Below are 26,303 nucleotides of genomic sequence, written 5' to 3'. Positions count from 1 at the left end.
AAAAATGAACTATACCCTACACGAAGTTCTTGAGGTTCAAGAAATGGCCGCTTTTAAAACCAATTGTTTAACCAAGTCTAAAACAATGAGAGCAATGGTTGGTGACCCAAGGCTAAAAGAAATTATGCTGCAAGACATTGATCTTTCCACCAGACAGTTAAACGAATATAACACTGTTTTATCTAATGCAAAACAATCATTAGGAGTTGAGTAAAATTGAATCCAATCATTGAAAACTTAACAGGAATGGACGCCCTTTCCGACCAGATTGTTGCGATGGATTTATTGATTGCGGCAAAAAGCGGGGTCAGAAATTACGCCATGGCGGTCACCGAAGCCGGAACACCTGAAATCAAAGAAATGTTAACTCGGCATTTAGAGGAAGCCATAGAGCTGCATGAACGAGTTTCCGGTTATATGGTGGAAAAAGAATGGTATCATGCTTGGAATACGAACGAGCAAATCCAATTGAACTTGACTAATATGAAGACCGCATTGGATTTGCCAACACTATAGATCATTAAAGGAACAGTTTATCGAATAAACTGTTCCTAATTTATTGTCAGAATGTAGGAGCAGGCATTTCACCTATGTCCATGCGAAGCAAACTATACGGCTTTTCTCTTAGGTCCCTTCCATAATGAAACCTGGCTTGCCGGTGTAATTGGTTCACTATCACATATAAGTATTGATCCGGGCCAATCGAAAACGTATCCGGCCATAAAAGCCTCGGGTCATGTGCAATGGTTTCCATGTTTCCGTTCGGCATAATTTTTCGTATGCTGTTGTTTTCATAATCCCCTGCATACACGTTTCCTTTTGCCCCGGTAATCATACCGTCAGATGCCCCTTTTTCTCCCCAATACTCCACCCGGGAAAGTAATTCCTTTTCCGGTATTGTTCTGTCTCTCAAGGCTTCTGTTGAAATAGAGAACAGATGACGGCTCGTTAATGGGCAAAAAAATAATGTCTTTCCATCCACAGAAATAGCGATACCATCAGACGCCAGTCGGAAGGGAGAAGTGGAGCCGTCCTTATTGCGGTTCATCAGTATTTTACCTTCTACTTTTGGCAAAAAATAGGGATCGGGTGATGTAGGAGGGGCTCCACTTAACCGTCTGAATGCGTTTCCGGTTTCTAAATCCACAACAATGATCGCTCCTGGCCCTTTTGATGATGAATCTGTGATATAGGCATAACCGGCTTTTCCTACGCGAAAATCAAAGCGAACATCATTCAAATAGGTGGTTGGCAGGATGACTTCTTCTGTAAAAGTATATACATTTCTGATTGTATTTGTTTGTAAATCAACAGCGACCAGTTTTGCTCCCCCTTTAATTGGTTCAGAAAAATTGGGTGCTGCTGTATCCAATACCCAAAGTGTTCCCCTTCCATCAGCCACTACACTTTGGACACTGATAAATGTCATAGCAACGTTTGTCAGGGTGGCCAAATTTGTTTCTAAATTTGGATAGGGCTGCAATTGGCCACCCGCAATTTCCGCCACCGTAAATTTTACGTCATCTCCCCATTTCGGAAAGCAAACGAAAATCCGCCCGGTTTCTGACACGGTAACGCCTGTAGGCATAGCCCCATAAAATGAATGAACGAGTTCAAACTTACCGAAATATTTTTCCATAGGCAGCATAAAATTCATCATCTCCTTCATACGAATGAACCGATATTACCTATATATGAACCGCAGTTCTTCTTGTGCATGGCTTAAACATCAGAGGAACAGTTTGCAGAAGGAAGAATTCATAATGAAAAGAATAATATCCTTTAGAAATTAAAACATTTAATAAGAAAAGGAGAACCAGATGGAGATTAATAATCAGATTACCTCTATATTAAATGATAACTATGGAATTGAAGCAACTTCAATAGAACAACGTCCAGGCGGCTGGTCGGCTTTAGCATTTTTCGTGGAAGATAAATGTAAAAAGTATTTTTTAAAAGTATATAACAAAAGAAAGCCGTCCATTGTTCAGTGGATTGATGCAATTGATAGATATACTCCTTTAGTAAAGTGGTTGCATAACCATACTGATTTAAAAAACAATCTCGTAAATCCAATCTTTACGAAATTGAAAAGTAATAAATGTGAAGACGAACAGTACGTGTATTTGCTTTCAGAATATATAGAGGGAACTACAATTGGTGACAAACAGCTAAGTCAAAATCAGGTAAATGAACTGGCTAAGATTCTTGGAATACTTCATAAGAACACTTCAAACATCCCAAATGAATTAAAACAGCAACAAGTAAACGAAAGTTTTGACATAGATTTCTGCGAATACTTATCTTCTTTTATTAATAACGATTTGGATAATACAGATGATATCGTTTTAGAAATTGTGAAGCCGTATACAGGCACTTTATTAGAAAAGGTTAACAGGATGAGGTATTTATCAAATACTTTGAAAAGCAAAACATACCAGTTTGTTTTGTCCCATGCAGATGCTCATAATTGGAATATTATACAGGGGAAATACCTTATGCTTATTGACTGGGAATGTCTAAAACTTGCACCACAAGAACAAGACCTGATTTTAATCATTACAGAGCCATATGCTGGACAATTCTTAAATGAATACAGGAAATATATGAAGTATGAGTCTCCTGATTTTGATGCCTTTGAATTTTATTTCTTAAAGAGGAAACTCGAAGATATTTGGGAGTGGATTAAGGACTTACGTTTTGAAGGTCTTGTAAAATCAGAAGAAGTAACACTCGAATTACTAAAGTTGAACCTTGATGCCTGTACAAGAACTGAGAGCTTTCGATCTGATTTGAAAAAAGTTTTTTATTAAAAGGATAAATCTCTTTGAAAAATTTCAACTTGACCCTTACGTTACGTAATGGTTTATATTAAAGCCACCGGTAATTAATAGTCGCGCGAAATGAGGGGATGATTATTGCAGGTAAAAAATATTGGAAAGTTGGGGAACTTGCCACATTAACAGGGTTAACCGTTCGAACATTACGGTATTATGATCAAATTGGCTTGTATTCTCCATCTGGATATTCTAACTCAGGATACAGGTTGTATAACGAATCCGACCTATCACGTCTACAACAAATTCTAGCATTAAAGGAACTAGGTTTATCACTTGATGAAGTTAAATCCATTCTAGCTGATCACAATTACAGTGCATTCGAAATTGTATCGCTCCAAATTGATCGACTTAGAGAAAATATCAGAATTCAACAGAAGCTTTTAAAAGAATTACAAAATGTATCAAGTCTGGTGGAAATGGAAGAGCCGTTGACGGTTGAGGATTTCACAAAATTATTAAGCTTGATGAAAAAGAACCATGAAAATTTTTTTACTGAACGACGATCAAGTATGGTGCACCACTTCGACAGGCTGGACGACTTTCTCGACAAGCATTAAAATGAACCAAACTAAAGGGAGGAAAAATGATGAACAAACGCTTTGCAACACACGACACTTTTGTCATTGAAAAGACTTATAATGCTGCACCTGAACAAGTGTTCACCGCCTGGTCAGATTCCGCAACCAAGGCAAAGTGGTTTCAGAAGGCTGACGAATTCGACTTTCGAGTTGGCGGGCGTGAGTATAGTCAAGGTGGTCCCAAAGGAGGACCGGTCTTTACCTTTGATGCTTGCTATCAGGAGATTGTTTCGAATCAGCGTATCGTCTATTCCTATTCGATGGATCTTGAAGAAACACGTATATCGGTATCCCTGACCACGGTGGAGTTCAAGCATGCAGAAGCTGGTACTCAGCTCATATATACCGAGCAAGGAGTCTTTCTCGACGGCCATGATACGGTAGCTCAGCGTGAACACGGCACGAAGGTCATGATGGACAAACTTGGCGATTATCTACAGATAGAGTCGACAGTTGAGAAAAATTAATAACGAGCATTATGACCAGGTCTAACCGATAGTTAGAAAAATCAAAGGGTAGCAGTCTTAGGAGTATAGAAAACTTTGACAGCACTACACAAAGACAAGGGGGCTGAATATATGAAGTTTCTCCTCACATCTGGAGGCATCAATAATAAAAGCATTCACGACGCGCTGGTTGACATGCTAGGTAAACCAATTGCCGACTCCAACGCCTTGTGCATCCCCACTGCGATGTACGGACATCCTTGGGTCGGACCAGGCGTGAAAACCTGGGAATTCATCAGCGGGAAAGAAGAGAATCCCATGGTTAATCTAGGCTGGAAGTCAGTTGGCGTGCTGGAGCTTACTGCGTTGCCAAGCATTGACAAAGATCGCTGGGTACCTTTGGTCCAGGAGACTGACGTCCTGTTGGTGTCCGGCGGCGACGCTCTCTACCTGTATCATTGGATGCAGCAGTCCGGACTGGCAGATCTCTTACCATCGCTTCAAGCAGTTTATGTGGGAATGAGCGCAGGTAGCATGGTGATGGCACCTAAAATTGGAGAGATCTTCGTTGGCTGGACTCCACCCAACGGTGAGGATAAAACACTTGGTCTTGTTGATTTTGCAATGTTTCCACACCTTGATCACGAGATGCTGCCGGATAACACCATGGCTACCGCAGAGCGATGGGCTGCCGAGATGCAGGGACCAGCGTATGCGATTGACGATGAAACCGCCATCAAAGTGATTGACGGAGCAGTCGAAGTTGTTTCCGAAGGGCATTGGAAGCTGTTTTCGCCTTGATATTACTCCTCCGCTAAAAATCAAAAACGTAGGCGAGTTTCATTGTGTTGCCATTTAGAGAGGATCGTATAGGTTTCTTATCGATATATTGTTAAGGGTTTTACCTAACGGGTGCGTTGATCTAATAAGGATTAACGCCTTTTCTAATGGAACTTATTCAACAAACAGGCAGGATTGTGGAATATCAAATTTAATTGAAACAAATAAAGTTTAAGAGATAGAGACGGTTTCCAATGAATAAACAATTAGCAATTATCTTCTTTTTGTTGTTAGCTTTTTTTATTGGTGGTTATTTTATATTTAAGTATTATATTACTAACTTAATGGGATGAAATGTAAAATCATATTCAACTAAGGGGTGCATATTATGTACTCTTTTTTTAGTTAAAAAATTGTTTTATCCATTTTTAAAAAATGTATTTCCATTTTTTTGTCGAAGTTTGTAGCATGAAAAACACCCTTTATTGACCAAATTTATCCAATTTTACTCAAGAGTGAAAGAAAAGAAAAAAATTTTAAAGTTTTTGATAGATTTTTGTTTCCAAATGCATCTCTAGTAGTGGAGGTGTTGAAAGGAGTCTATTTCTTATGAATGTAATTCTCACTGATGAAAGTGAACAAGCTTTAAGTATTATACAAAATGAAGAATCTGAGTCTAGAATCCAAGAGATGAAAAAAGAAAAGTTGGTCCACGAGGCGAGGAAGGGGAATCAAGAAGCTTTTAATGAACTAGTGAGGTTGCATCGGGCAAAAGCTCATGGTTGGGCTTTTTCTGTCACTAAGGATACCTTTTTAGCTGAAGACATCGTTCAAGAAGCGTTATACCGAGCTTTTATTAAGATCGGCACACTTATAGACACGAATAGGTTTACTCCGTGGCTTAAACAGATCGTACGCAATCAAGCTTACATGAAAGTACGTAGTGCTGGCTATCGTATGGAAAGCTCAATAAGTTCACTAGCTGCAGGAAGAGAAAGGAAGCTCTCACCGTCCTCGGTGGATTGGGGAGATATTGACCAGATCTTATGTTTTATTTCTTCTTCCGCTTCTAAAAGATCACAAGAGGATAATCCCGAAGAACATTTAATGCGGTTAAGCGTGGTGGAGGGGATTTGTAATTTATTGAAGTGTTTGACCAAACGAGAAAAAGCGTTCTTTGAAGCGTACTTCTTTGAAGATCTTCCACCACATGAAATTGCTAAGCTTTTCAATACGACCAAAGCAAATGTGTATAATACCATCTCACGCTCTAGGGTAAAAGTACAAAAAGAAAGACTTCGTATTACGATTCATCAGTACGTTAAGAGAAAAACTGAACGAGGAATTTGTAAACGAAAGGTGCTGCTTAAGCCGGATATTTAGGAGGAATAATCGTTGGAACGCAAGGATAAAAACAAAGAAGAGTGTTGGTTAAGAACGAAAACTTCAGCAGCAGCCGCGCTCCATGGAGCCATCAAATACACCGATAAGAAACATCTGAGTCTTGTAGATGTCATGGGGATCTCGGGTCATGCTTTTCGCATTAACATCGATCCAAAAGAAATAAACGTAGCCGGACCGACTGCAATACCTGGGGGATACATCTTACGAAAGAACTTATGTAACTTAGGCTTTACTAGCAACCTCGCTGACTCTCTAGCACCGGTGCAACCTAAAAAGTTAGAAGAGACAATTGAGTTAATTCAAGTATCTGTGGATAAAGGGATACCAGCTATTGTATTCGATATGTTCATACCAGAGTTTGGATTGATTTTTGGCTATGACGACGATAAAAAAGTATTTTATGCTAAGGATTGTTCAAAAGACGGAGAAGTCACTTATGAAAATTTTGCAGATGTAAACGGTGTTCTATATACGACCACAATTGGCGAGAGTCTTCCTCATTCTAAATACGAGATGCTTCGGATGAGTCTAGATACAATTATTGATCATGCCCATGGCAGAGAGTGGCAGCATGTTTTAGAAGGTAAGTACATTATAGGATTAAAAGCGTATGAAGCATGGATTAATGTGTTGGAAAAAGGAAATGCCGACCCGCACGGTAACGCGTTTAATGCTCTTGTGGTATCTGATGCAAGGGAGTTTGCGATGAAGTTCTTGCACGATCTTACAATCAAATGGGACGGGACGAACATAGTAGAGCGAGGTGTCAGAAAGTTGGCTTCCGATGCACTAAAACAATACGCTATAGTCGTCGATGCGCTTGTTGAACTTCGTGAGTTGTTTCCTTTTCCACACGGTGGTGATCCATCAAAAGAAGAGAATGCAAGTATTGCTGTCCACCTCTTAAGAAAAGCAAAAGATGCTGAGACAGAAGGTGTGAAGTGTTTAGAGACGCTACATAACTTTATGAAGAACTACTATGCAGAGAAATGGGTCAATTAAGGAGGAATAATAAGATGAAGGTTCAGTTAACACAGAACTTATCTGTAAAAGAAGTTAGCGAACTCAAGCTTGTTGGATTTAGAGTGTTGTGTGCAAATAACGAATACAAAAACGAGATTCCTAAAGCCGCGAAATCTTTGGACAGTCGGTTGATAGAGATTAAACACCTATTGAACAAAGAAATTCAGTTTGGAGCTTTTTTCGTTGACTCAAAAAAAGAAGAAGAAGACGGGTATTGGGTCTGTGTGGAAGTGGAGAAGTTTGAAGATATTCCAAAAGATATGGTAATCATTACAATTCCACTTCAAAGGTATGCTGCAGCAAACTTTCAAGGATCAAATCAACAAATATTTGAAGCATATGAGGAACTGCATCAATGGGCTGAGGAAAACGGCCATAAAAGGCTAAAAAACACATGGCACATCGAGATTTTTCAGTCTTGGAAAGACTCTAATAACCTTAAGGTGGAGCTGCTAGATACGATTAAATAATGCTAATTATAAAGAGGGGTATATGAAAATGAAAGAAAAATTACAAAGAGTGGGTACAACTTATATTCCAGTTACAGACATTAATAGCTCCAAAGATTGGTATGTTAATAAACTAGGTGCAGAATTAAGTTACCTAGATGAAGATAAGGCGATTCTTAACCTTGCAGATCAAAGCATTTTTTTAGTAAGGTCGCACCAGGGACAAACCTCTAACTTTAAGGATTTTAACGGAGAAGAACGTTTCTCGTTAACGTTTGAAGTGAATGGAATTGAAGCGTTAGAGACAATGCATCGTGAATTTATTAAACAAGAAATTAATGTTGGAAAAATAGAAAACAGAGGTCATGCTGGAAGGAACTTTGTATTTCAAGATCCCAGTGGAAATTTGTTTGATGTATGGAGTGAGTTAAGCCCGAAATATAAAAAGTTACACATGATTACACCATAAATAATGCAAGATGAAATGGAGTATTATATATATTTTTTAAAAAGGTGGTTAATAGATTATGAATAGAAGAATAAACAAAGTGTTTCAAGTAGTGGGGATGAAGAACAAAGGTCTTTACAGCAACTTGGCAAGTGAGGTGCCAATAAATGCACAAGAATTTCTGAGTAGAATTGATGAAATAAAGAACCACTTAGGAGTAGAGGTTTCGCTTTTCGAACCGAAAAAAGGTGAGGATCATAAAGAAGGACATTATTATGTTGGGGTCCTAGTGAAGGATAAGATAGATGAAGTGCCATCTGGCATGGAGTATATAGAAATATCAGGTGAATATGTTTCAACAAGAGGGAGTATGACGGTTGTATCCGATCTTTACACTTCTTTACAAAAATGGTCTAAAGAACACGGATATTACCCAACACAGGAATCTTATTTTATTGAGATGTATCATCCGGTTGAGGAAGGAGAAGAAGAAGTTGAGATTTACATACCGATAAATAGTTGTATCGATAACGTTACAAGCAAAGAGAGTCAATTAGTCACATAAACGATTTTTCATTGACCTTTTATTCATTAGTAAAAAATTTTTATAGAACTTGAAATTTACCAAATAGGTGCGTTGATCCAAGAGGGATTAACGCCTTTTTTATGGAACTTATTAAACAATCGTAGCAGGATTGTGGAAGAATAAAAAACTTGCCAATAAAAAGGAGTAATCAATGTTTGAATTTTTGGGTCAAGCACTAAACAAAATGTATGATGATAAGAAAAAATTAAAAACAAACACTGTCTTGTATGGGTACTTAGATGAAGGACGTTGGCATACACATTTACAACCTCCATTACCTAATGAAGATATTATTAGGTTTGAAGAGGAGTCAAAACGAGAATTCCCTGCTGAATATAAAGAGTTTTTGTCATTTAATAATGGGTGTTATTTGTTTGATATATTGAGAATTGCAGGTAAAGATGCAGATACTTACAAGGGTTTAAGCATAGAAGAGGAAGGTCATTTAGCTTTTGATTTAAACACTATGGACAATTTATACAGAAACAAAAGGACTCCTACGACCCACTTCATTTTCGCTGACTCATTGGTAAAAAACGCTTATTATGTAATTGATTCTGAGATGAGAATTTTAGAAATAGACGTTAGAACAAAAAAAGTTATTAATTCATATGTAGATCTTAAGTCTTTTCTTAATGAAATCCTCATAGAAGGAAAAAGAAATATCAATGATGGAATATACTATGAATTTAAGTAAATAGATTATATGCTTATTTATTCAACTATCGGGTGCGTTTCTTCAAGAAAGAGAAATGAATCTTTTTATAGAAGTGAAGAGCAGAATACTTATGTCAAACAAGTAGTATTTGAGGTGTTTTTATGAGTCAAGCATCAGCCCAATATCACGCCTTTATACAAGGGATAGTAGTACACAAAAAGGTTTGGACTCTAAAGGATGATGGGGGATTTCCTACTTCAACAAATCTAAACGGTGAAACAGTACTTCCTTTTTGGTCATTAGAATCAAAAGTAGTCAAAATCATTAAAAAAGTTCATGCTTATAGGGATTTTCAACCTTATGAGATAAAATTAGAAGATTTTATAAACAAATGGATAACCGGTCTGGAAGAAGATGGTTTATATGTTGGTGTTAATTGGAGTGGTAAAAAGGCAACAGGTTATGATGTAAAGCCAAATGAATTATTAGAACACATAACATACGAGCTGGAAAAATACTGAGGTTGCTCAACAATCGGGTGCATTTATTGAAGAACCAAAGAGCTGTTTGCGCAGCTCTTTTTATTAAATTTAAGATCAGAAATGTCTAACGAGAAGGCTAAAACATTTGTTAAAATAAATTGAATAAAATGGAAGAAGTTTATAAAAAGAATATAAGGGGGGCTTATTACATGAAATCGTTTATGGTTATAGGAAATATTGTATTTAGTGGTTTTATGACTTTTTTTATTACCATGTTTTATGCAGGAGGAACAATAGCGGAAAATTACACAGACAAAACGTATGTTGCACCAGAATTTTTTATGACCATTCCAATTTGTTGGGCAATTGGTGCAATCATGATATGGAGATACTTTACAAAGCATCCACTTAAAGATATGTCTTTTGTAATGATTGTTTTAATTAATTTTGCCTTATGGTTATCCATACCCATTGGGATTCAACTAGGGTATACAATAAATCAATCTTAATAAGGACGAAGAAAACAGAAAGCTTCAAAAAGTATTATTTGTTAAACAATCGGGTGGTTTCTTCAGGTATGAGATATTTGTTTTTTTTAATTAAATTGGGGATGGGGATTTATGAAGAATTTACTATTAGCCATTTTAGGTGCTATTGCTGGTTGGTTGCTTTGGGGATTGTTTACAAAGCATTACGAAACAGATTCACTTCTTTTGCTCATCTTTGGGATTTTTATAGGACATAGTATTGGGAAAAAGGAAAGCTTTTCTACATAGAGAAATATATTTTTCATATTCCACAAACGGGTGCTTTTCTTCAAGAGGGAGCTTTGTTAAAGTAAAAGGATATTACCTAATATCCATATAAAGAAATGAAAATGTAATCAAATAGAGGAAGCTATCTATGAATTATGCTAGATTTATTATTTATAAATTTATATTATTTTGTATGCTTTTTGTTATTAATATTATCTTTGATATGTACATCAGCAAACCGTTTACTCGTGTGATTTAATAGCAATTTGTATAAGTCTTTCTGTCACGATAATCATTTTCACCGTGGTAAGAAAGTTATATTTACGATACAAAGATATTCGTTTACGAACTAAGATTTTATTATCTATACCATCTTTTATTTTATCATCCTTTTTTATAGGGTTACTGGAGCAATTGTTATTCAGATAACGGGTGCATTTCTTCAAGAAGGAGAAGTGCTCTTTTTATTGAAGTAAAAAGCAGGATTATCGGAATTACTCTGTTTATCATGTAGTCTGATTGAGGTAACAAGTAGTATGATTAATTCAGTGTTTTTTAAGCAACAGGTACTGGGGTTTTTCTCTTTTACAATTTAAATATTTCCTTACGAATAGTAATACATGAAAATAAGTAAGTACTGGTATTAACCCAAAATAAACTATAGTTTCTATAGCAATTTCTCCACGTGCTACTGTTGGTAAAAGAAAAGCTACTAAAGTGAATAGGAATAATCGAACAAAATATAGTTTTACTATATTTTTGACAACTATTTTCTTGCAAATAAAATCTATTAGATAAGTCACCGGAATGCCCAAAATTATATAAAAAGGAACTTGGAAAGCAGTATATAAAAGAAAACTACCAAAAGGGCTATAGTACTCATAATAATCAGCTCTCTCTGCTACTGTAGAGAAGCTAAAGTACTCACTAATTACTAAGAGCATTGAGGAAATAATAGCAGACATAATTACACTAATTGTTTTCATATAAGTACCTCAACTTTTGATAGTAATTAAACACATATTACCATAAAACACCCAAGGGGTAGATCAATACTGAGTTATTCTACAATCGGGTGCGATTGCTACATAAGGCGGTTGCCGTTACTCAAGAAAAGTGCAAGATTGTGGATTAAAGAAGTTGTATATCACCACAGTTTTTACGTATGCTGTTATTTTGGTCGGCGAACCAAAAATATTTTAGCACCTCAGGAGAGTTTTTTTCATACAACGCTGAAAGCTTTTTGGAACCCTCGGCCTAGCCTAGGGTTTTCTTTTCTATAATAAAAAGGAGCTGATTCAGCGCATCGTGTGCAATGTATCAGCTCCTATTAAATTTAAACATGCTCCCATAATCCTAGCTTTCCCTTTGCTGGAATAAATTCATCCAGCATCTGCATATCCTCAACTACCCAAGCATAACCTCCCACTATAAAGTCACCCATAAAATAGTCATTCCCTGATACGATTCGACCATCCTCCAGAATGGCACATGTCTCATTGTTTTCAGTTACCTTCAAACAATCTACAAGTTTGCATACAGCAATGATCTGGCCAGTTGGAAGATTCTCTGGTGTGTATCCGTGCTTACCAAGCAACGACTTTATGGCTATATGGTTAGAGACGCCTTTATCTATTTTTTTACTTGTGTGAATGGCAAGTGGTCCCCGATAATTCGTTCTCCATGACCTTGTTTCATATGTTGCCTCTCTAAGGACAAAAAGGCTTGCCCATGGCTGGATCATTGATAAAACCTTCATTCTGGCAGCCTCCAACCTATAGAAGTTTATTTTGATTATAGAGTGTCCCTGTAAAGGAATATTATGAGCAAAAGGCAGAATATCAGTTCAATGTATCCAATTTATGAGGCATTGAACCTTTAAGAGAATCTTGTCAAAACGCTATGGAAAATGCTTTATTTGAGTTCTTTTACTCAACAGGTTGTCGTATTGGTGAAGTAGTAAAATTAAACCGTAATGATATTAACTTTATAACAAACTCTGTTTTTGTACACGGAAAAGGTGATAAAGAACGTGAAGTTTACTTTAATACTCGGTGCTCTTTATGGTTAAAAAGGTATCTGGATTCAAGAGACGATACAGATCCATGTTTGTTTATCACAGATAGGAAACCTAGAAGAAGGATGAGTATTGATCTCATAAGGTACATCATAAAGCGTATAACTAGTCGTGCTATAATCAGGAAAAGTATTCATCCCCATCAATTACGTCATAGCTACGCTACGAATATGATCAATAATGGAGCACCTCTAGAAGTAATTCAGAGTCTATTGGGGCATGAGAAAAGCGAAACAACCAAAATATACTCTCAATTTAGTGGGAAGCAAAGACAGATTTATATAGTAGATATTTCTTAAGTGCGTTTTAGAAGACGTACTTTTTTTATTGATTTAAGGATTGAGTTAATTGTTATAATTTGAAATAATTGGTATTAAGCAATCGAGCAGGATTGTGGAATAAGGATTATCATTTAATAAGTTAAATTTAAAGTAAATATATAGTAGGATGGTGGATTGGTGTCTAAAAAGGAATGGAGTGTTTTAGCATTTATCGTTTTAATAACAATTGGAACTTTTGTTTTTTATCAGCAAACTCATTTGTCAATTTGGGGATTTAACCTTGCTAAAAAAGATATAAAAGAAGTAATTGTTTCAACAGATAATCATTCTTATAAAGTTACAGATAAAAAACTGATTATGAAAATTGCTGAAGATGTTTCAAAAATGGAAAAACATTCAAAGATTGAATCTTTTAATTTCCCTCCTCAACAGAAACCCAAACAATATAACAAACTTTTAATTCGAACAAATGATAAGGTTATATATGGCGGTAGCTTTTGGATTATGGAAAATACCGTTATGTTTGAAAGTAGTGGTTATTATTGGTCACTTGATTACAATAAAATAAGTGATATATTAGATACTTCACTTAAAAATGCCGCTATATTGAACTAAAGGTCATAAACACAAGTTTGCTTCTTATTCCACTATCGGGTGCATTTCTTCAGGAAGGAAAACCCCATTTTAAACAGTAACAATTGTATACATAAAGGAGATTTTTAATGTCCAGAGCATACTATTTAAATAGTTTTCCAGTGATTTTTTTGGAACATAAACAGGGTATAAACAATAAAATTAGTAAGATTAAAAGCAAGAATGTTAATCCGAACTTTATTGATAGGTACTATGATATGTTAGCAAATGATTATTGTGTTATTGGAATCGGTGAGATTTGCCTTAATAATGACATTCTTGCAGCTAAGAAAAATTTTTATTTAGCAGGAAAAATTCAAGAGATTCTATTTCAGAAGTACGATAACAAAGAAATGAAAATTTCATCTTCTTTTGTGTCAGTGTCAATGAATAAATATAATAGACTACTACTTGCTATCCTGAGTGATTCTGAGGAACTAACATTTTCAGTATCACATTTATTAGGAGGAAGGACTAAAGAAGAGACAGAGCATGGGCATCCCTTTATTAATAATGTGGGATACACCATTAAATACATCGCATTAAATGAAGATAAAAAAGCTATGGAGTACATTGAAAACTTTAAGAAAATTAAGTATCAGAAAAAAGTGAAACCATATGAAAATTATATTCAAGTTTTAAACGGAATAGTGGAAAGAGATGAAAGTGTGGTAAATGAAGGGTTAAATCTTTTAATAGAAGAACATAAAAAAAATCATACCATTAATGAATTAATTAGTATTACGGCTTTAGGGTTGGGTAAATTGGCTGAATCCAAAGGCATAAAGGTTAATATAAATGATCAAATAGCTCCTTATAGTGTTTTAAAAAGAGACAATATCAATTTTCCAAATTTAGATTTTATATAAGTAATAACCAATTACATATTCTTATTAAACAATCGGGTGCATTTCTTCAAAAAGGAGAAGTGCTCTTTTTTTTGCGGGCAATTAGTTTAACAAAACCTTCTTCGTATATGACCGATATATAATATGAAAATTAAGGGAATGGTCAATTAAATATATATGTAGGAGTGTCTGGGGATAAATATGTATTCAAATAAGATTTTAGGAACAAAAGATAATATTCTTGAAGCTGATTTGCAAGCATTAGAAAAGATTTTTAATTTTATATTTCCTTCCTCATTTAAAAATCACTATCTACTGTATAACGGTGGATATCCTGAAAAAGGACTACACGTAGGAAATGATTATAATGAGTATGTGGTGGATAACTTTATTCCAGTAAAAAATGAAAATGGACGAAGTCTTTTTAGTTTCTTACCGTTGCTAAACGATGAAAAGATTAAGCCTAGTTGGTTAATCCCGTTTGCTGATGAAGAAGGTGGTAATTTATTTTGCTTCAGTATTAGTGAAAAAGATAATGGAGCAATTTATTATTATAATCATGAATTTGAATATGGTGATAATCCAGAAAATCATATTGTGTATTTGTCTCAATCATTACCCAATTTTATTAATAAGTTAGTTGAGTATAATGAATAATTAAAACTACAATAAACAATCTAGTTTCATATTCAACAATCGGGTGCTTTAATGGAATGAAACGACCAGACAGAAATCTGGTCGTTTTTTTAACTTATTATTCTGTTACTTTATTTTTAACACTTATCACTAACGTATCAAATAACTGTTCATCTATATACACAAGCAAAGCCCATTTTCCTGATGAGGGTAAAGAAACATTAGAAGGCATCGTGGCATCTGCCCCGTTCATTGCTCCTCCTGAAAAATCTCTTGTGTAACCACTTGTTAACAAGGGCTTTTTCATCGATGTTTCTTGATGATAAGCTACTACGGTTAATTTCCCTTCTGCTTTCCCAAAGAAGTGCCATAACCATTTATCTATTTTTTTTGCGTGTAAATCAGGTCCTACATAACCAACTTTGTTTGGATTTCCAAAGATATCATTGTTTCCATTTGTCCCTATTTTTGTAACCGTTTTCTCCCAATCAATGTTTTTAAGATCAGCCTCACTTACATAACTAGGCGAATCATCATTTTGCATAACAAACTGTGCTTTTTCATCCTTTGTCTCCTCTGAAAAGCAACCACTCATAATCAAACAACACAAAGAAAACACAAGTAGAGTGAATTTAACTTTCAACTAAACTCCTCCTTTTTAGTAATCATACTATTTTCATATTTAAATTTTAACATAAATTACCAAAAAACTTTTAAAAACAATTTTTAAAGTTAAAATAATCAGTAATGGACTTGTCTATTTCAGGATCTGCTTTTATTCAACGAACGGGTGCGATAATTGAATAAAGCTTTGTCTAAAAAATGACAAAAGCACTGCAATTTTGATCTGAACCCGAAAAATTAGACACGAATGATCAGGCGGCTTCTTAGGCTTTAATCCGGTATTGTACTGGACTCAAGCCTTTTAATTTTGCCTTAATTCGTTTGGTGTTAATAGTAATTATTCCTCTCAATTAGGATGTAGTTCATTTGCAGTGCTTTTTCATATGCGATTGCCTATACTTTTCGCCTTTTGTACTCCAAAAGAGAACCCGTTATTTTTACCTTGGCAGCTTTTTTATTATGTTTTGGATTGATCTATGTCAGCTTTACATAATTAAGAAAGTCTTAAGATTTATGCTAGGAAATTATAAAGGATTGCCATGTAGAATGAAGATAATTTCAAATATATACCATGCTATAATGCAGAAGGGAGAGTGAGAACATGAATGGATTTACTGTGCTAGTCGTGGACGATGAGAAAGAAATTCGCGATGCCATTGAAATATATTTGAAAAACGAAGGAATCATAGTTGTGCAGGCAAGTGATGGAATCGAAGCGATTGAAAAATTGGAAGAGCATCAAATTCATCTCATTTTAATGGATATCATGATGCCGAAATTAGATGGCATCTCAACTACGTTTAAAATACGAGAACAAAAAAACATCCCGATCATCATCTTAAGTGCGAAGAGCGAGGATACCGACAAAGTACTGGGACTTCAGATTGGTGCAGATGATTATGTGACAAAACCTTTCAATCCTTTGGAGCTGATTGCCCGCGTTAAATCTCAACTCAGGCGGTACGTCACACTTGGTACATATGAGGGGAGAACAGAATTGATCAATCTGAATGGACTGACCCTTGATAAGGAAGCGAAAGAAGTAGCCGTAAACGGTGAACCTGTAAAGTTAACACCTATCGAATATAAGATAGTAGATCTATTAATGTCTTATCCGGGAAGGGTATTTTCCATCAATGACATTTATGAGCGGGTATGGAAAGAACCTAGTTATAATGCGGAAAATACAGTCGCCGTTCATATTCGGAAGATTAGAGAAAAGATAGAGATTGATCCAAAAAATCCAAGGTATTTAAAGGTGGTATGGGGAATTGGATACAAAATGGAAAAGTAGAATAAAAATCTCTGTTTGGATCTTGTTGGTAACCTTTGGGCTAAGCGGAATTCTATCAATCTTAGACAATGGCCATTGGTACTTAAATAAAGATTATTTTCATACGGAAGATTTCAACATGCACGTAGATGAATTTATAGAATACATCACCATCGCTGATATTAATTATACTTCTGAAAAAGAATTAAAGAGCGATATAAAGGTAACCAAAGAAGAAATTGAGGAGCATCGTACTCGATATGGCACGTTATCTGATCAAGTTACAAATATTAAAGATCAGTACCAGGGGAAAATAGAAGATGCTAAAGCTGCAGAGAATGAAGATGTTGTGAGGCTCTATGAACAGCAAAGAGATGAGAAGATAAGCGATATTATTGAAAACTTTAAAAGCGATGAACATGTTAAAGCTAAGGTAATAAAAGAGAAGGAAAAGCAAATTGATGCATTTCTCAAGCAAAGAGAACAGTTCATTGCCAATTACGATGATAACCTATTGGGCTTCCACTACTATCTGGAAGATGTGAAAACGGGAGAAGTTTTTACAAATGTTAAAAATGCCAATAACCCAGAAGATCTGAAGGATCAACCTAATTTGTTTACGAGACAATATTCCTTATCAGAAAATGACTCTTTACAGTTAAATGGTCATTATTCATTTTTAGATTTCATACAGGACGAATATTTTGCTCAAAACCCAAGATTGATTCAAGGGATTATTACCTTGCCGAATTCGGGTTCAACAGGGAACTGGATAAAAGAACAAAAGGAAGAATATGAGAGCAGGCAGATGTTCTTTTATGTAACATCCATCAGCAGTCTCCTAGTCATCTGCTCTGTGGTGATTTGGGCAAGAAAAATGCACCCATTCCAGGTGATTGCCGCTTCGGATAAAAGGATCTATTACAAGAGAGTGCCAATTGATATTAAACTAGTAAGTCTATTGCTTTCAATTTTCTTTATGTTCGTGGCACTCGTTGCCAATGCTCAGAATTACGATAACCTTTATTTTTCTTTCCTGTATAGCAGCGGACTCTTTGAATTTCTGTTCGCGGTCCTAATGGTAGGGATTACCCTCATACAAATGGTATGGATCTACAGAGAACTCGGCAAAGTACAATTGTATAAAGAAGCTTTTATCATAAAAATGTCACGCTGGTTCTACCGATTAAGCTCAGATGCGTTTTACAACAAAAGTGTGGGAATTCAAATCCTGCTGCTCCTTATTGTAATCTTCTTATCAGGATTCGGTGCAGGAGTCGTTTTCATAGAACCAGAACCTGATTTATTTGGTATTTATGCAGTTCTGTTTCTTGTAGTCACCATTCCTGTTCTGTTATACATGTTTAAACACATCGGAAATTTCAATCGGATTATTCAACATTCCAATGAGCTTGCGGCCGGAAAATTGGAACAAGATCTTCCTTATAAGGGGAAGTCGGCTTTAGCAGCGCTTGCTGGGAATCTTAATCTTTTGAAACATGGAGTAAAAACATCCAAAAAAGCAGAAGCCAAAAGTGAACGCCTAAAAACCGAGCTCATCACAAATGTTAGTCATGATCTCCGAACGCCTTTAACTTCAATTATTACTTATACAGAACTACTAAAGGCAGAAGGATTAACGAAAGAGGATCATGATTCTTATTTGGAAATTATCGACCGCAAATCAAAACGTCTAAAAGTCCTGATTGATGATTTGTTTGAAGCTTCTAAAATGGCAACCGGCAATATTGAACTGAATAAACAAAAAGTAGATATTTTCCAGCTGCTGCAGCAGGCACTGGCTGAATACAACGAAACGATAAAAGAGTCTTCATTAACCTTTAGGCTGGCAACTCCTAAAAGTCAGATTTTCACATATGTAGATGGACAAAAAATGTGGCGCGTCTTTGATAATTTGATAGGCAACGTCCTGAAGTATTCTCTGGAAAATACAAGAGTCTACGTTTCCGTTGTTCATGAAAAACACAGAGTTATAATTTCTTTTAAAAACGTTTCTAAATATGAGTTAGGCGGAAATATTGATGAATTGTTTGAACGTTTCAAGCGAGGAGATACTTCCCGTCATACCGATGGATCGGGTTTAGGCCTTGCAATTGCTAAATCCATTGTAGATCTTCATGAAGGAAGCTTGGAGATTGATGTAGATGGAGACTTATTTAAAGTCACGATAGAATTGGATGCAATGGAGTAATGAAGATTAACAAGAAGTTTTTTATTGGTATAACGATTGTTATATACAGCATATTTGGGTTTGCCGAGAATGCTGGAAGTCCCAACTCTAAAGAAACGATAAAAACAACACATATCTCTGAGACTGATGACTGATTAAAAAAACGACCAGATGAAATTTTCTGGTCGTTTTAACTTTTGTCAGCTTCATATTACGAATGAATCATCTGTTTCACCAGTTCACGGTTGCGCTCTTTGAATACTTCGTTATGAGATGAAACCATCGCTACGGTTTGAGCGTCTGGCTGAATAAACTGCTTCGCTTTGTTTACAGCATTTGCTGCGTCTTGGAATGTTCCAGCGATCAAATTCAATTTGCCTTCATGTTTCAGGATGTCACCTGCAGCATACAGACCAGGGACTGATGACTCACTGTTTGCGTTTCCTGCAATATAAAAATTATCAGCGAGTTCGATGTTCAAGTCGCTATTTCCGAGCAGGGATGTATCCTGCTCATACCCATGATTGATAATAACTTCGTCGATAGGAAGGTAGGAAACCTCACCTGTCACATGATTGGTCAGCTCGATCTGCTCGATCACCTCATGATTCGGACAAGCAAACAGCTTCGAGATTGAGGTGTTGAAAATACAGTCTGCACAACTGTTCATCAGCTGTGTAACTTGAGCTTCGTGCCCAGCTAACGTACCTTTTCGATATGTAAGGTAAACTTTTTTGGCGATCGGCACTAGTTCGTTTGCCCAATCAATAGCAGTATTACCGCCGCCCGATATTACAACCGTCTTATCCTTAAATTGCTGTAGAGATTTCACGGTGTAGTTTAAATTAGACACTTCAAATCTCTCAGCACCTTCGATATCCAGCCGCTGAGGATTTAAAATACCGCTGCCGACTGCAACGATCACTGTTTTGGAATAATGCAATTCTCCGCTGGCACCTTTTAAGATGAAAATACCGTCTTCATCCTTCGTCATCGATTCAACTTTTTCATTGAGAACAACTTCCGGATTGAATGTTAATCCCTGTTCAACCAACTTTTCAATAAGTTTTGCACCAGGTAGCGGGGTATGGCCGCCGACATCCCAGATCATTTTCTCAGGATACACATGAATCTTTCCGCCTAAATGGGGCTGAAACTCAATGATCTTTGTCTTCATTTCTCTTAGTCCGCTATAAAAGGCTGAATATAAGCCTGCTGGCCCTCCGCCAATAATAGTTACATCAAAAATCTCTTTGTTTTCCATATGCGTTCCTCCTCAGGAAGCAATAATAGTGATTATCATTCTCATTTAAATATATAATGAATCTCACATTTTTACAATGGAAATTTGAGCGATGTACTACTTAAGATGAAGTCGCATTTTTTGTGTGAAAAATGGAACTCAATTAAACCGATAATCGTCTATTATAAAGAATAGAGGTGGAGAAATGGAAAAAGCGGAAGAATTACAAAGTATGACTCCTGTAGGTCAAAGTAAGGAAGAAATCCTCATGTGGCTTATGAAAGAGTACGGTCGAGACTTAAAGAGATTAGCCTTTACATATGTTAAGCAAGAACAAATGGCAGAAGATATCGTCCAAGATGTTTTTGTGAAATGTTATAAAAACTTAAATTCCTTTAGACAGGATTCATCATATAAAACGTGGCTTTATAGAATTACAGTAAATAGTTGTAAGGATGTTATAAAAAGTTGGAACTTTAAAAATCTCATAATTTCAAACTTAGTTGGCCAACCCATTCGTGCGTCCAAAGAGAAATCTCCTGAAGAGAAACTTCTTACATTTGAAGAGAATGACTACCTATCCAATCTAGTTATAACCCTGCCGATTAAGTTAAGGGAAGTTATTATTTTTTATTATTATGAAGAAATGAAGATCGACCAAATATCTGAGCTGCTAGGCATTAATCAAAACACAGTTAAAACTAGACTTTTAAGAGGAAGACAGCAATTGAAAAAGAAGCTGGAAAGAGGTGATAAACGTGGAAGATAAACTAAAAAACCTCAATGAAAAGATGAATAGCACATTACTTAAAAATTTGGATTTTAATGAAAATAGTATGATGCAGGTCATGCGAAAAGTAAAAGAATCAGAAAAACCACAGAACAGTTCTTTCTTTTCTCGAACATGGAAATTCACTTTAAGTACTGTCGTTTCAGTTTTTTTATTAACAGCCGTCACGTTATTTGCCGTTGAACAAATTACTCTTACAGAAAGCGGAGACACAAAACGATTAAAGGAAAACTTAGCGAATAAACCAGCGACAACCACATATGTACCAGAGAAGAAAGAAGAGTACTTTGGTAAAATGACAAAAGAAGAAGTACTAACAAAGATGATCAACACGATTGATTACTTTGAAACTGCTAAGGGGAGTTTTGAGGAATATACTCACAATAATATGACGACAGTAGAATACCAGCTAAATATGAAAAAACCAATTGGAGGTTTTAGTAAAACCGTGCATGTGCCTAATGGCAAAAAAAATTCTAATGTTGAAATTACTTATTATGATAAAAGTACAATTTGGAGTATCTCTAAAGAAAATAACTCCTATCGAAAAATAGGATATTTGCCTACTGCTACTTGTTGCACATTAAAGATTGAAGATGCATTTTCAACAGAATCAGATGGAGCGAACATGACAAGCTACCGAGACCGGCCGCCGATTGGAATGGCACAAAATTCACTTTTCCCCTATGAAATCGCTTCAAATTATACAAGAGATTTAGAAAGATGGGAAATTGAGAAGCAGAATGAAAGGGTACTTGGTCATAATACAGTCGTCATTAAAGGAAATCTGGACAGTTATGCGTCCGAAAAACATAGCTCTGAGACTTTTCGATTTTGGGTGGATAAGGACACCGGAATCCTGGTAAAGTATGAGACCTACAATAAAAATGATGAGGTTGTAAATTACCTGTACCCTAAAGAGTTACTGATTAATATACCTATAGAGGTCAGTAAATTAAAACCGGATATAACAAAATATAAAAACCAGTTTGATATTAATAATGAATCTCCAAGCGGTGAAAAGAAGTTTCTAGCAGAAGATAATAGCAAGGTTGCTCTCTTCGTGGTTGGAGATGAACTAGAAGTATTTGAGTTAGAAGAAAAAGGGATTAAAAATATTCAATCTATCTTTAATGCTATATCCTTAAAAAATGCTCAACAAAAATATCCGTTTTTAAAGTTACAAAAAGAACCAACATACGTGGTCTTTGATAACAAAAAACAAATATTTAATACTTCTGATTACAATGAATTAGTGAAGTATTTAAAGAATTTGAAATTGAAATAAACAAGATTTAAAGGGAAAATATTTTTATTTCACCCTTTGCTATCTGCATTTTTTACAGATTCACTTAATTTACTTATTTTCGAATTAAGAACCATACCAAAGACAAAAGAAGTAACAAGACTCAGGATAGTAAAGAAAATTATAGCTGCAAAACCAGTTTCATTACGCATAATTAACCTCCAAGTGATTGATGAATTTAGTATTTGTTTTCAAATATCTTTTATCCACTCAAAAAAGAGGCTGCCGGCAAAACGATCCGGTAGCCTCTTTAACTTTTTATCATTAGGTCTTCAACAAATACCAAAGCATATTCGTAAACTTGTGCACTTGTGATTGAATCGGTGTCTCTTCGAAAAGTTTCTGAAAAGGTTTTAACAAAGGCTGAAGTACGACTTTACGCATTCGTTCACGCTGTAATTCACCAACGATGACATCATATAAATCTTGCTGCTCTTCGTTAAAGGCGTGATGATTCCGCAGCTGATCCGCCAGCTTCATGACATCTTCCTTGGTTACAACATTTTTACTCACATTCGTACGCAATAAATCGATAGCAGAATGGTTCAGCATCACTTTCTCATTCATAATCATTTTCGGCGCAATTAGTTCGATATACGACAGAAGGATGTCTACCACTTCATCTAATGAATACGTACTGTTTGTAACCCGCAGCGTAAACAACATGTGGTGCACCATCCCAAAAAACAATACAGTCGCTTCAAAGGCATGGTCGCGGATGTCTTCCCCCATAATATCTATAAAACGATTCGACAGCCATTCCATCTCATAAACACGGTGCTGCATCACTAGTTTTTTTAGATCAGCTTCATTTGAAGACAGAATAGCCTCAAAAAGCGGTGTTACATTTCGCTCTTGATTCAGACGCATGATGGTTGTAATTTGCTCGATAAAAACTTGGCGGTCACTTGGATCCTTACCTATCTGTAGCGCGATCCGCTGCTGGCTTGCATCATAGCGCAGGAATTCCAAGATATCTGCAATGCAATCACTCTTTGAGGAAAAATAATTATAAAACGTACCTTTAGAGATGTTCGCTTTTTCAATGATTTCCTGTATAGAGGTCTGTTGAATACCTTTTTTTATAAACAATTTTAGTGCAATGTCAGCTACTTTTCTTTTCTTGTTATTCATGTATTCAAGCCATCCCCTTGGTTTTCTTCTACTTATAGTATAAATTTCTTCTGCTAGAAAAACAATATTTTTTAGACTATCAGTATAAAAGTGTTGCCTTTTTTGAACCTCGAGTATAAACTTAATAAAGTTAAGTATTATCTTTATAAAACAGAGGAGAAAATACATGAAAAATACAGATACAGCTTTAGAACCTAAAAAGCCTCCTTATTTAATGCTCACTATTTTGTTCGTCGGAGCATTTGTTTCATTCTTGAACAACTCATTGCTGAACGTCGCACTTCCGACGATCATGGTTGATTTAGAAATAAAAGATTATTCAACGGTACAATGGCTCGTCACAGGATTCATGCTTGTCAGCGGAGTATTGATTCCGGCATCAGCCTTTTTAATCACACGCTTCTCAAATAGAGCACTGTTTATATCTGCAATGGCTATTTTTACAGTAGGTACGGCTATTTCGGCATTCGCACCGAACTTTGGTCTGTTACTGACAGGACGTATGATTCAAGCGGCAGGTTCTTCCGTTATGGGACCGCTCTTAATGAACATCATGCTCGTCAGCTTTCCGCGCGAGAAGCGGGGAATGGCAATGGGGATCTTTGGTCTGGTTATGATTACAGCTCCAGCGATAGGACCTACTTTATCTGGATACATCGTAGAATACTATGACTGGCGATTGCTTTTTGAGATGATCCTTCCTTTAGCGATTATTAGTTTACTGTTTGCAGTCTGGAAACTCGATAACGTAATGGCACAAAACAAAAAAGCGACACTTGACTACACGTCACTTGTTTTATCAAGCATCGGGTTCGGAGGTATCCTTTACGGATGCAGTACAGCTAGTTCAGATGGATGGACGGATACGATCGTACTCAGCACACTCATTACTGGTGGTATCGCATTAATTCTGTTCTTGCTGCGTCAACTCAAACTCGAGGAGCCACTATTAAATATTCGTGTTTATAAATATCCGATGTTTGCACTCGCTTCCGTAATCGCAATTGTAAACGCGGTAGCGATGTTCTCAGGAATGATCTTAACACCGGCTTATGTTCAAAGTGTTCGCGGCATTTCTCCACTAGACTCTGGTCTCATGATGCTGCCGGGAGCGGTCGTGATGGCGATCATGTCACCGATTACTGGAAAGCTGTTCGATAAATTCGGACCTCGTGCTTTGGCAGTAGTGGGATTATCGATTACAGCTGTTTCCACATATATGCTGGCAAACTTAGATGCTCAATCGGCGTATTCATATATTATCTTTGTTTACTCACTTCGCATGTTTGGACTTTCGATGGTGATGATGCCGATCATGACAAACGGATTAAATCAGCTGCCTACGAAACTTAATCCGCACGGTACAGCTGTCAATAATACGGCACAGCAAGTTTCAGGTTCGATCGGAACGGCAATTCTCGTTACGCTCATGAACTCTGTAACGAAAACAGAGGCGGAAAGCTTGATGAGCGGAGTAGATCCTGCAACGATAACCGAAGCATCAACCGCTGCATTATCACAGCAAGCTTTATTATCCGGAATCCAATATTCGTTCTATGTAGCATTAGGGATGAATATTGTAGCACTGTTACTAGCGCTTTTCGTGAAACGGGTAGACACAAGCGCAGAAGCTGTTAACAAGATAGAAAATCAAGGCAAACCACTAGCAAAGCCTGTAACAAATTAATAAAAAAATGAAGCTGATACGAAGGGACCGATCATCCTTTCGTATCAGCTTTTCTTGTGCCACTAAAAAAATGAGTAATCCGCAACGGAAAAGCAATACTAAAAAGGAAGTTCAGAATAAAAGGAGGAAATGAGATGACGAGCCGTAACGGAAGTGAAGGAAGCCAAAATCAAGGTTCACCAAAAACACAGCACGATCAAGAGTTTGCAAGTGAACTAATAAGCGGCAATAACAACAAAGGAAACGAATATCGTTCTAAAAAGGGAAGTAAATCAAAGGCAAAACCAAAACAGAGCGAATAGAATGGGCTGCCTCAAAAGTAAGGTAAACTTACTTTCGGCAGCCTCGATTTTTTAACGGTACGTGTTCTAATATTTATTACACGTTCGCCGAAAGAGGTGGAGTTTTCGCCGATAAATAGGTTGTTTTTTCCTGTAGTCGACAAATTCCCGCTGGAAAAAACCTCATTCTCGCCTATACTCGACAATTTTTCGCCGATAGCAGCTTTAATAACGAAAAATACTGACTCCCAAAATAGTCAGCTTTTACTTATTATATTCTTTTGGGCCAGCGCCTTCTGCCTTTAGCTCAACAAGAAACGGAAATTAATTACGAGGACCCCAGCCGCCCCAACCACCAAAATATTGTTGAAGCCACCAAGGTACGCCTTGTCCTTGTAGACCACCTTGACCCATTTGTCCCATCTGACCGCCCATCTGACCCATTTGCCCCATCTGTCCCATTTGGCCGCCCATCTGACCCATCTGTCCCATCCCAGATCCGAAGACTGGAGGAATTGGTCCTTGATATGGAGCAATTCCGTACATATCGGTTTCATGTACTTGTAAGGCTCTTACTCCACTAGGTGTGAATACGTTAAGTGTTGCCATCTTGCTGGCTTTATCGTATTTAACGACTTGTGCCACTACCTGCCCGTATCCTGTAATGGCAGTCGTAATATATTGACCAATAAATTGTTCAATCGTGCTACCTGGTACTAAATACGCTCTTTCACCTTGAAACAAAAAGATCCATCCTTTATATAAATTTTCTTCCATATATGTATATGTTCATCCCAACCATAAGCATGGACGAGTACCTATAAATGGTGATTTATATCATGTGGATTAA

General features: G+C 36.4%; 33 protein-coding genes and 2 pseudogenes. 26 read left to right on the top strand and 9 right to left on the bottom strand.

Annotated features, from left to right (window positions below; genetic code table 11):
• The first annotated feature begins 4 nt into the window (after positions 1-4).
• A complete protein-coding gene (locus tag UN64_RS10950; RefSeq protein WP_077362585.1) occupies positions 5-214 on the top strand; it encodes a hypothetical protein in 210 nt (69 codons plus the stop codon).
• A 2-nt stretch (positions 215-216) separates the two neighbouring features.
• The gene (locus UN64_RS10945; protein WP_077362583.1) at positions 217-516 is read left to right on the top strand and encodes a spore coat protein; all 300 of its coding nucleotides are present in this window, start codon (positions 217-219) and stop codon (positions 514-516) included.
• 46 nt (positions 517-562) lie between these two features.
• Here UN64_RS10945 and UN64_RS10940 read toward each other — a convergent pair whose 3' ends face one another.
• Positions 563-1,657 carry an L-dopachrome tautomerase-related protein gene (locus tag UN64_RS10940; protein ID WP_077362581.1) on the bottom strand — a complete coding sequence of 365 codons (1,095 nt, stop codon included), beginning with the start codon at positions 1,655-1,657 and terminating at the stop codon, positions 563-565.
• Positions 1,658-1,820: 163 nt separating this feature from the next.
• Between UN64_RS10940 and UN64_RS10935 the strand changes: the two genes are divergently transcribed.
• The 13 genes from UN64_RS10935 to UN64_RS20540 all read left to right on the top strand — a co-directional run bounded on the left by UN64_RS10935 (position 1,821) and on the right by UN64_RS20540 (position 10,470).
• Complete coding sequence (locus tag UN64_RS10935; protein WP_077362579.1) at positions 1,821-2,813, top strand: aminoglycoside phosphotransferase family protein; 993 nt, start codon at positions 1,821-1,823, stop codon at positions 2,811-2,813.
• Positions 2,814-2,911: 98 nt separating this feature from the next.
• The gene (locus UN64_RS10930; protein ID WP_077362577.1) at positions 2,912-3,397 is read left to right on the top strand and encodes a MerR family transcriptional regulator; all 486 of its coding nucleotides are present in this window, start codon (positions 2,912-2,914) and stop codon (positions 3,395-3,397) included.
• A 29-nt stretch (positions 3,398-3,426) separates the two neighbouring features.
• Positions 3,427-3,885, top strand: coding sequence for an SRPBCC family protein (locus tag UN64_RS10925; protein ID WP_077362575.1), 459 nt, complete (start codon positions 3,427-3,429; stop codon positions 3,883-3,885).
• Between the two features lie 111 nt (positions 3,886-3,996).
• Entirely contained in the window at positions 3,997-4,665 is a 669-nt protein-coding gene (locus UN64_RS10920) for a Type 1 glutamine amidotransferase-like domain-containing protein (protein ID WP_077362573.1), read from the top strand.
• A 588-nt stretch (positions 4,666-5,253) separates the two neighbouring features.
• A complete protein-coding gene (locus UN64_RS10915) occupies positions 5,254-6,027 on the top strand; it encodes an RNA polymerase sigma factor (RefSeq protein WP_077362571.1) in 774 nt (257 codons plus the stop codon).
• Positions 6,028-6,039: 12 nt separating this feature from the next.
• Positions 6,040-7,050 carry a hypothetical protein gene (locus tag UN64_RS10910; protein ID WP_077362569.1) on the top strand — a complete coding sequence of 337 codons (1,011 nt, stop codon included), beginning with the start codon at positions 6,040-6,042 and terminating at the stop codon, positions 7,048-7,050.
• 14 nt (positions 7,051-7,064) lie between these two features.
• Entirely contained in the window at positions 7,065-7,541 is a 477-nt protein-coding gene (locus UN64_RS10905) for a GyrI-like domain-containing protein (RefSeq protein WP_077362567.1), read from the top strand.
• A gap of 28 nt (positions 7,542-7,569) precedes the next feature.
• A complete protein-coding gene (locus UN64_RS10900; RefSeq protein WP_077362565.1) occupies positions 7,570-7,989 on the top strand; it encodes a VOC family protein in 420 nt (139 codons plus the stop codon).
• A 58-nt stretch (positions 7,990-8,047) separates the two neighbouring features.
• On the top strand, positions 8,048-8,533 hold the full coding sequence (locus UN64_RS10895; protein WP_077362562.1) for a GyrI-like domain-containing protein: 486 nt from the start codon (positions 8,048-8,050) through the stop codon (positions 8,531-8,533).
• A 172-nt stretch (positions 8,534-8,705) separates the two neighbouring features.
• Complete coding sequence (locus UN64_RS10890) at positions 8,706-9,251, top strand: SMI1/KNR4 family protein (RefSeq protein ID WP_077362560.1); 546 nt, start codon at positions 8,706-8,708, stop codon at positions 9,249-9,251.
• Positions 9,252-9,373: 122 nt separating this feature from the next.
• Positions 9,374-9,733 (top strand): DUF2750 domain-containing protein, encoded by a 360-nt coding sequence (locus tag UN64_RS10885; protein WP_077362558.1) that lies wholly within the window; start codon positions 9,374-9,376, stop codon positions 9,731-9,733.
• Between the two features lie 170 nt (positions 9,734-9,903).
• The gene (locus tag UN64_RS10880; RefSeq protein ID WP_077362556.1) at positions 9,904-10,203 is read left to right on the top strand and encodes a hypothetical protein; all 300 of its coding nucleotides are present in this window, start codon (positions 9,904-9,906) and stop codon (positions 10,201-10,203) included.
• A gap of 111 nt (positions 10,204-10,314) precedes the next feature.
• Positions 10,315-10,470, top strand: coding sequence for a tRNA U-34 5-methylaminomethyl-2-thiouridine biosynthesis protein (locus tag UN64_RS20540; RefSeq protein ID WP_139343080.1), 156 nt, complete (start codon positions 10,315-10,317; stop codon positions 10,468-10,470).
• A gap of 524 nt (positions 10,471-10,994) precedes the next feature.
• On the opposite strand, the gene UN64_RS10875 is transcribed toward UN64_RS20540, so the two are convergent.
• Together UN64_RS10875 and UN64_RS10870 are read right to left on the bottom strand one after the other, a co-directional pair.
• On the bottom strand, positions 10,995-11,435 hold the full coding sequence (locus tag UN64_RS10875) for a hypothetical protein (RefSeq protein ID WP_077362554.1): 441 nt from the start codon (positions 11,433-11,435) through the stop codon (positions 10,995-10,997).
• Between the two features lie 350 nt (positions 11,436-11,785).
• Positions 11,786-12,208 carry an ASCH domain-containing protein gene (locus UN64_RS10870; RefSeq protein ID WP_077362552.1) on the bottom strand — a complete coding sequence of 141 codons (423 nt, stop codon included), beginning with the start codon at positions 12,206-12,208 and terminating at the stop codon, positions 11,786-11,788.
• Positions 12,209-12,318: 110 nt separating this feature from the next.
• On the opposite strand from UN64_RS10870, the pseudogene UN64_RS10865 reads away from it, so the two are divergent.
• The 4 genes and pseudogenes from UN64_RS10865 to UN64_RS10850 all read left to right on the top strand — a co-directional run.
• A pseudogene (locus UN64_RS10865) lies at positions 12,319-12,836 on the top strand (tyrosine-type recombinase/integrase); the annotation flags it as partial.
• A gap of 148 nt (positions 12,837-12,984) precedes the next feature.
• Complete coding sequence (locus UN64_RS10860; RefSeq protein WP_077362548.1) at positions 12,985-13,422, top strand: hypothetical protein; 438 nt, start codon at positions 12,985-12,987, stop codon at positions 13,420-13,422.
• 107 nt (positions 13,423-13,529) lie between these two features.
• Complete coding sequence (locus tag UN64_RS10855; protein WP_077362546.1) at positions 13,530-14,309, top strand: hypothetical protein; 780 nt, start codon at positions 13,530-13,532, stop codon at positions 14,307-14,309.
• 180 nt (positions 14,310-14,489) lie between these two features.
• Entirely contained in the window at positions 14,490-14,945 is a 456-nt protein-coding gene (locus UN64_RS10850) for an SMI1/KNR4 family protein (protein ID WP_077362544.1), read from the top strand.
• Positions 14,946-15,042: 97 nt separating this feature from the next.
• Here the strand turns inward: UN64_RS10850 and UN64_RS10845 are convergent, their stop codons facing one another.
• Positions 15,043-15,567, bottom strand: coding sequence for a DUF4871 domain-containing protein (locus UN64_RS10845; RefSeq protein WP_077362542.1), 525 nt, complete (start codon positions 15,565-15,567; stop codon positions 15,043-15,045).
• Between the two features lie 244 nt (positions 15,568-15,811).
• A pseudogene (locus tag UN64_RS21500) lies at positions 15,812-15,932 on the bottom strand (IS3 family transposase); the annotation flags it as partial.
• A 217-nt stretch (positions 15,933-16,149) separates the two neighbouring features.
• Here UN64_RS21500 and UN64_RS10840 point away from each other — a divergent pair.
• The 3 genes from UN64_RS10840 to UN64_RS21395 are packed head-to-tail and all read left to right on the top strand — an operon-like array spanning position 16,150 to position 19,167.
• Complete coding sequence (locus UN64_RS10840) at positions 16,150-16,842, top strand: response regulator transcription factor (protein WP_077362540.1); 693 nt, start codon at positions 16,150-16,152, stop codon at positions 16,840-16,842.
• Positions 16,820-19,033 (top strand): histidine kinase dimerization/phospho-acceptor domain-containing protein, encoded by a 2,214-nt coding sequence (locus UN64_RS10835; protein ID WP_077362538.1) that lies wholly within the window; start codon positions 16,820-16,822, stop codon positions 19,031-19,033. Before UN64_RS10840 ends, UN64_RS10835 begins: the two co-directional genes overlap by 23 nt.
• Positions 19,033-19,167: a hypothetical protein gene (locus UN64_RS21395; protein WP_281249419.1), complete on the top strand. Its 135-nt coding sequence runs from the start codon at positions 19,033-19,035 to the stop codon at positions 19,165-19,167. The genes UN64_RS10835 and UN64_RS21395 overlap by 1 nt, the downstream gene beginning before the upstream one ends.
• A 56-nt stretch (positions 19,168-19,223) precedes the next feature.
• Here UN64_RS21395 and UN64_RS10830 read toward each other — a convergent pair whose 3' ends face one another.
• Entirely contained in the window at positions 19,224-20,276 is a 1,053-nt protein-coding gene (locus tag UN64_RS10830) for an NAD(P)/FAD-dependent oxidoreductase (RefSeq protein ID WP_077362536.1), read from the bottom strand.
• A gap of 184 nt (positions 20,277-20,460) precedes the next feature.
• On the opposite strand from UN64_RS10830, the gene UN64_RS10825 reads away from it, so the two are divergent.
• Both UN64_RS10825 and UN64_RS10820 read left to right on the top strand, forming a co-directional pair.
• Positions 20,461-21,024, top strand: coding sequence for a sigma-70 family RNA polymerase sigma factor (locus UN64_RS10825; RefSeq protein ID WP_171978872.1), 564 nt, complete (start codon positions 20,461-20,463; stop codon positions 21,022-21,024).
• Positions 21,014-22,333, top strand: coding sequence for a hypothetical protein (locus UN64_RS10820; RefSeq protein ID WP_077362534.1), 1,320 nt, complete (start codon positions 21,014-21,016; stop codon positions 22,331-22,333). Before UN64_RS10825 ends, UN64_RS10820 begins: the two co-directional genes overlap by 11 nt.
• 29 nt (positions 22,334-22,362) lie before the next feature.
• Here the strand turns inward: UN64_RS10820 and UN64_RS20910 are convergent, their stop codons facing one another.
• Entirely contained in the window at positions 22,363-22,503 is a 141-nt protein-coding gene (locus tag UN64_RS20910; protein ID WP_171978871.1) for a hypothetical protein, read from the bottom strand.
• A 112-nt stretch (positions 22,504-22,615) separates the two neighbouring features.
• On the bottom strand, positions 22,616-23,485 hold the full coding sequence (locus tag UN64_RS10815; RefSeq protein ID WP_077363730.1) for a TetR/AcrR family transcriptional regulator: 870 nt from the start codon (positions 23,483-23,485) through the stop codon (positions 22,616-22,618).
• A gap of 166 nt (positions 23,486-23,651) precedes the next feature.
• On the opposite strand from UN64_RS10815, the gene UN64_RS10810 reads away from it, so the two are divergent.
• Together UN64_RS10810 and UN64_RS10805 are read left to right on the top strand one after the other, a co-directional pair.
• On the top strand, positions 23,652-25,172 hold the full coding sequence (locus UN64_RS10810) for an MDR family MFS transporter (protein ID WP_077362532.1): 1,521 nt from the start codon (positions 23,652-23,654) through the stop codon (positions 25,170-25,172).
• A 134-nt stretch (positions 25,173-25,306) separates the two neighbouring features.
• Positions 25,307-25,474: an imidazoleglycerol-phosphate dehydratase gene (locus UN64_RS10805; protein WP_077362530.1), complete on the top strand. Its 168-nt coding sequence runs from the start codon at positions 25,307-25,309 to the stop codon at positions 25,472-25,474.
• Positions 25,475-25,777: 303 nt separating this feature from the next.
• On the opposite strand, the gene UN64_RS21125 is transcribed toward UN64_RS10805, so the two are convergent.
• Complete coding sequence (locus tag UN64_RS21125) at positions 25,778-26,197, bottom strand: hypothetical protein (protein ID WP_077362528.1); 420 nt, start codon at positions 26,195-26,197, stop codon at positions 25,778-25,780.
• Positions 26,198-26,303 lie beyond the last annotated feature (106 nt).

The sequence above is a fragment of the Fictibacillus arsenicus genome (genome assembly GCF_001999465.1).
Classification (GTDB): domain Bacteria; phylum Bacillota; class Bacilli; order Bacillales; family Fictibacillaceae; genus Fictibacillus; species Fictibacillus arsenicus.
This window is presented reverse-complemented; position numbering and strand designations above follow the sequence as displayed.

Excerpts from the sequence above, each read along its gene's own strand:
- UN64_RS10850 (WP_077362544.1), top strand. The coding sequence starts at position 14,490 with ATGTATTCAAATAAGATTTTAGGAACAAAAGATAATATTCTTGAAGCT.
- UN64_RS10840 (WP_077362540.1), top strand. The coding sequence starts at position 16,150 with ATGAATGGATTTACTGTGCTAGTCGTGGACGATGAGAAAGAAATTCGC.
- UN64_RS10935 (WP_077362579.1), top strand. The coding sequence starts at position 1,821 with ATGGAGATTAATAATCAGATTACCTCTATATTAAATGATAACTATGGA.
- UN64_RS10875 (WP_077362554.1), bottom strand. The coding sequence starts at position 11,435 with ATGAAAACAATTAGTGTAATTATGTCTGCTATTATTTCCTCAATGCTC.
- UN64_RS10810 (WP_077362532.1), top strand. The coding sequence starts at position 23,652 with ATGAAAAATACAGATACAGCTTTAGAACCTAAAAAGCCTCCTTATTTA.
- UN64_RS10815 (WP_077363730.1), bottom strand. The coding sequence starts at position 23,485 with ATGAATAACAAGAAAAGAAAAGTAGCTGACATTGCACTAAAATTGTTT.
- UN64_RS10870 (WP_077362552.1), bottom strand. The coding sequence starts at position 12,208 with ATGAAGGTTTTATCAATGATCCAGCCATGGGCAAGCCTTTTTGTCCTT.
- UN64_RS10925 (WP_077362575.1), top strand. The coding sequence starts at position 3,427 with ATGAACAAACGCTTTGCAACACACGACACTTTTGTCATTGAAAAGACT.
- UN64_RS10950 (WP_077362585.1), top strand. The coding sequence starts at position 5 with ATGAACTATACCCTACACGAAGTTCTTGAGGTTCAAGAAATGGCCGCT.
- UN64_RS10885 (WP_077362558.1), top strand. The coding sequence starts at position 9,374 with ATGAGTCAAGCATCAGCCCAATATCACGCCTTTATACAAGGGATAGTA.
- UN64_RS20910 (WP_171978871.1), bottom strand. The coding sequence starts at position 22,503 with ATGCGTAATGAAACTGGTTTTGCAGCTATAATTTTCTTTACTATCCTG.
- UN64_RS10830 (WP_077362536.1), bottom strand. The coding sequence starts at position 20,276 with ATGGAAAACAAAGAGATTTTTGATGTAACTATTATTGGCGGAGGGCCA.
- UN64_RS21395 (WP_281249419.1), top strand. The coding sequence starts at position 19,033 with ATGAAGATTAACAAGAAGTTTTTTATTGGTATAACGATTGTTATATAC.
- UN64_RS10895 (WP_077362562.1), top strand. The coding sequence starts at position 8,048 with ATGAATAGAAGAATAAACAAAGTGTTTCAAGTAGTGGGGATGAAGAAC.
- UN64_RS10855 (WP_077362546.1), top strand. The coding sequence starts at position 13,530 with ATGTCCAGAGCATACTATTTAAATAGTTTTCCAGTGATTTTTTTGGAA.
- UN64_RS10920 (WP_077362573.1), top strand. The coding sequence starts at position 3,997 with ATGAAGTTTCTCCTCACATCTGGAGGCATCAATAATAAAAGCATTCAC.
- UN64_RS10915 (WP_077362571.1), top strand. The coding sequence starts at position 5,254 with ATGAATGTAATTCTCACTGATGAAAGTGAACAAGCTTTAAGTATTATA.
- UN64_RS10805 (WP_077362530.1), top strand. The coding sequence starts at position 25,307 with ATGACGAGCCGTAACGGAAGTGAAGGAAGCCAAAATCAAGGTTCACCA.
- UN64_RS10905 (WP_077362567.1), top strand. The coding sequence starts at position 7,065 with ATGAAGGTTCAGTTAACACAGAACTTATCTGTAAAAGAAGTTAGCGAA.
- UN64_RS10900 (WP_077362565.1), top strand. The coding sequence starts at position 7,570 with ATGAAAGAAAAATTACAAAGAGTGGGTACAACTTATATTCCAGTTACA.
- UN64_RS10930 (WP_077362577.1), top strand. The coding sequence starts at position 2,912 with ATGATTATTGCAGGTAAAAAATATTGGAAAGTTGGGGAACTTGCCACA.
- UN64_RS20540 (WP_139343080.1), top strand. The coding sequence starts at position 10,315 with ATGAAGAATTTACTATTAGCCATTTTAGGTGCTATTGCTGGTTGGTTG.
- UN64_RS10890 (WP_077362560.1), top strand. The coding sequence starts at position 8,706 with ATGTTTGAATTTTTGGGTCAAGCACTAAACAAAATGTATGATGATAAG.
- UN64_RS10825 (WP_171978872.1), top strand. The coding sequence starts at position 20,461 with ATGGAAAAAGCGGAAGAATTACAAAGTATGACTCCTGTAGGTCAAAGT.
- UN64_RS10880 (WP_077362556.1), top strand. The coding sequence starts at position 9,904 with ATGAAATCGTTTATGGTTATAGGAAATATTGTATTTAGTGGTTTTATG.
- UN64_RS10940 (WP_077362581.1), bottom strand. The coding sequence starts at position 1,657 with ATGAATTTTATGCTGCCTATGGAAAAATATTTCGGTAAGTTTGAACTC.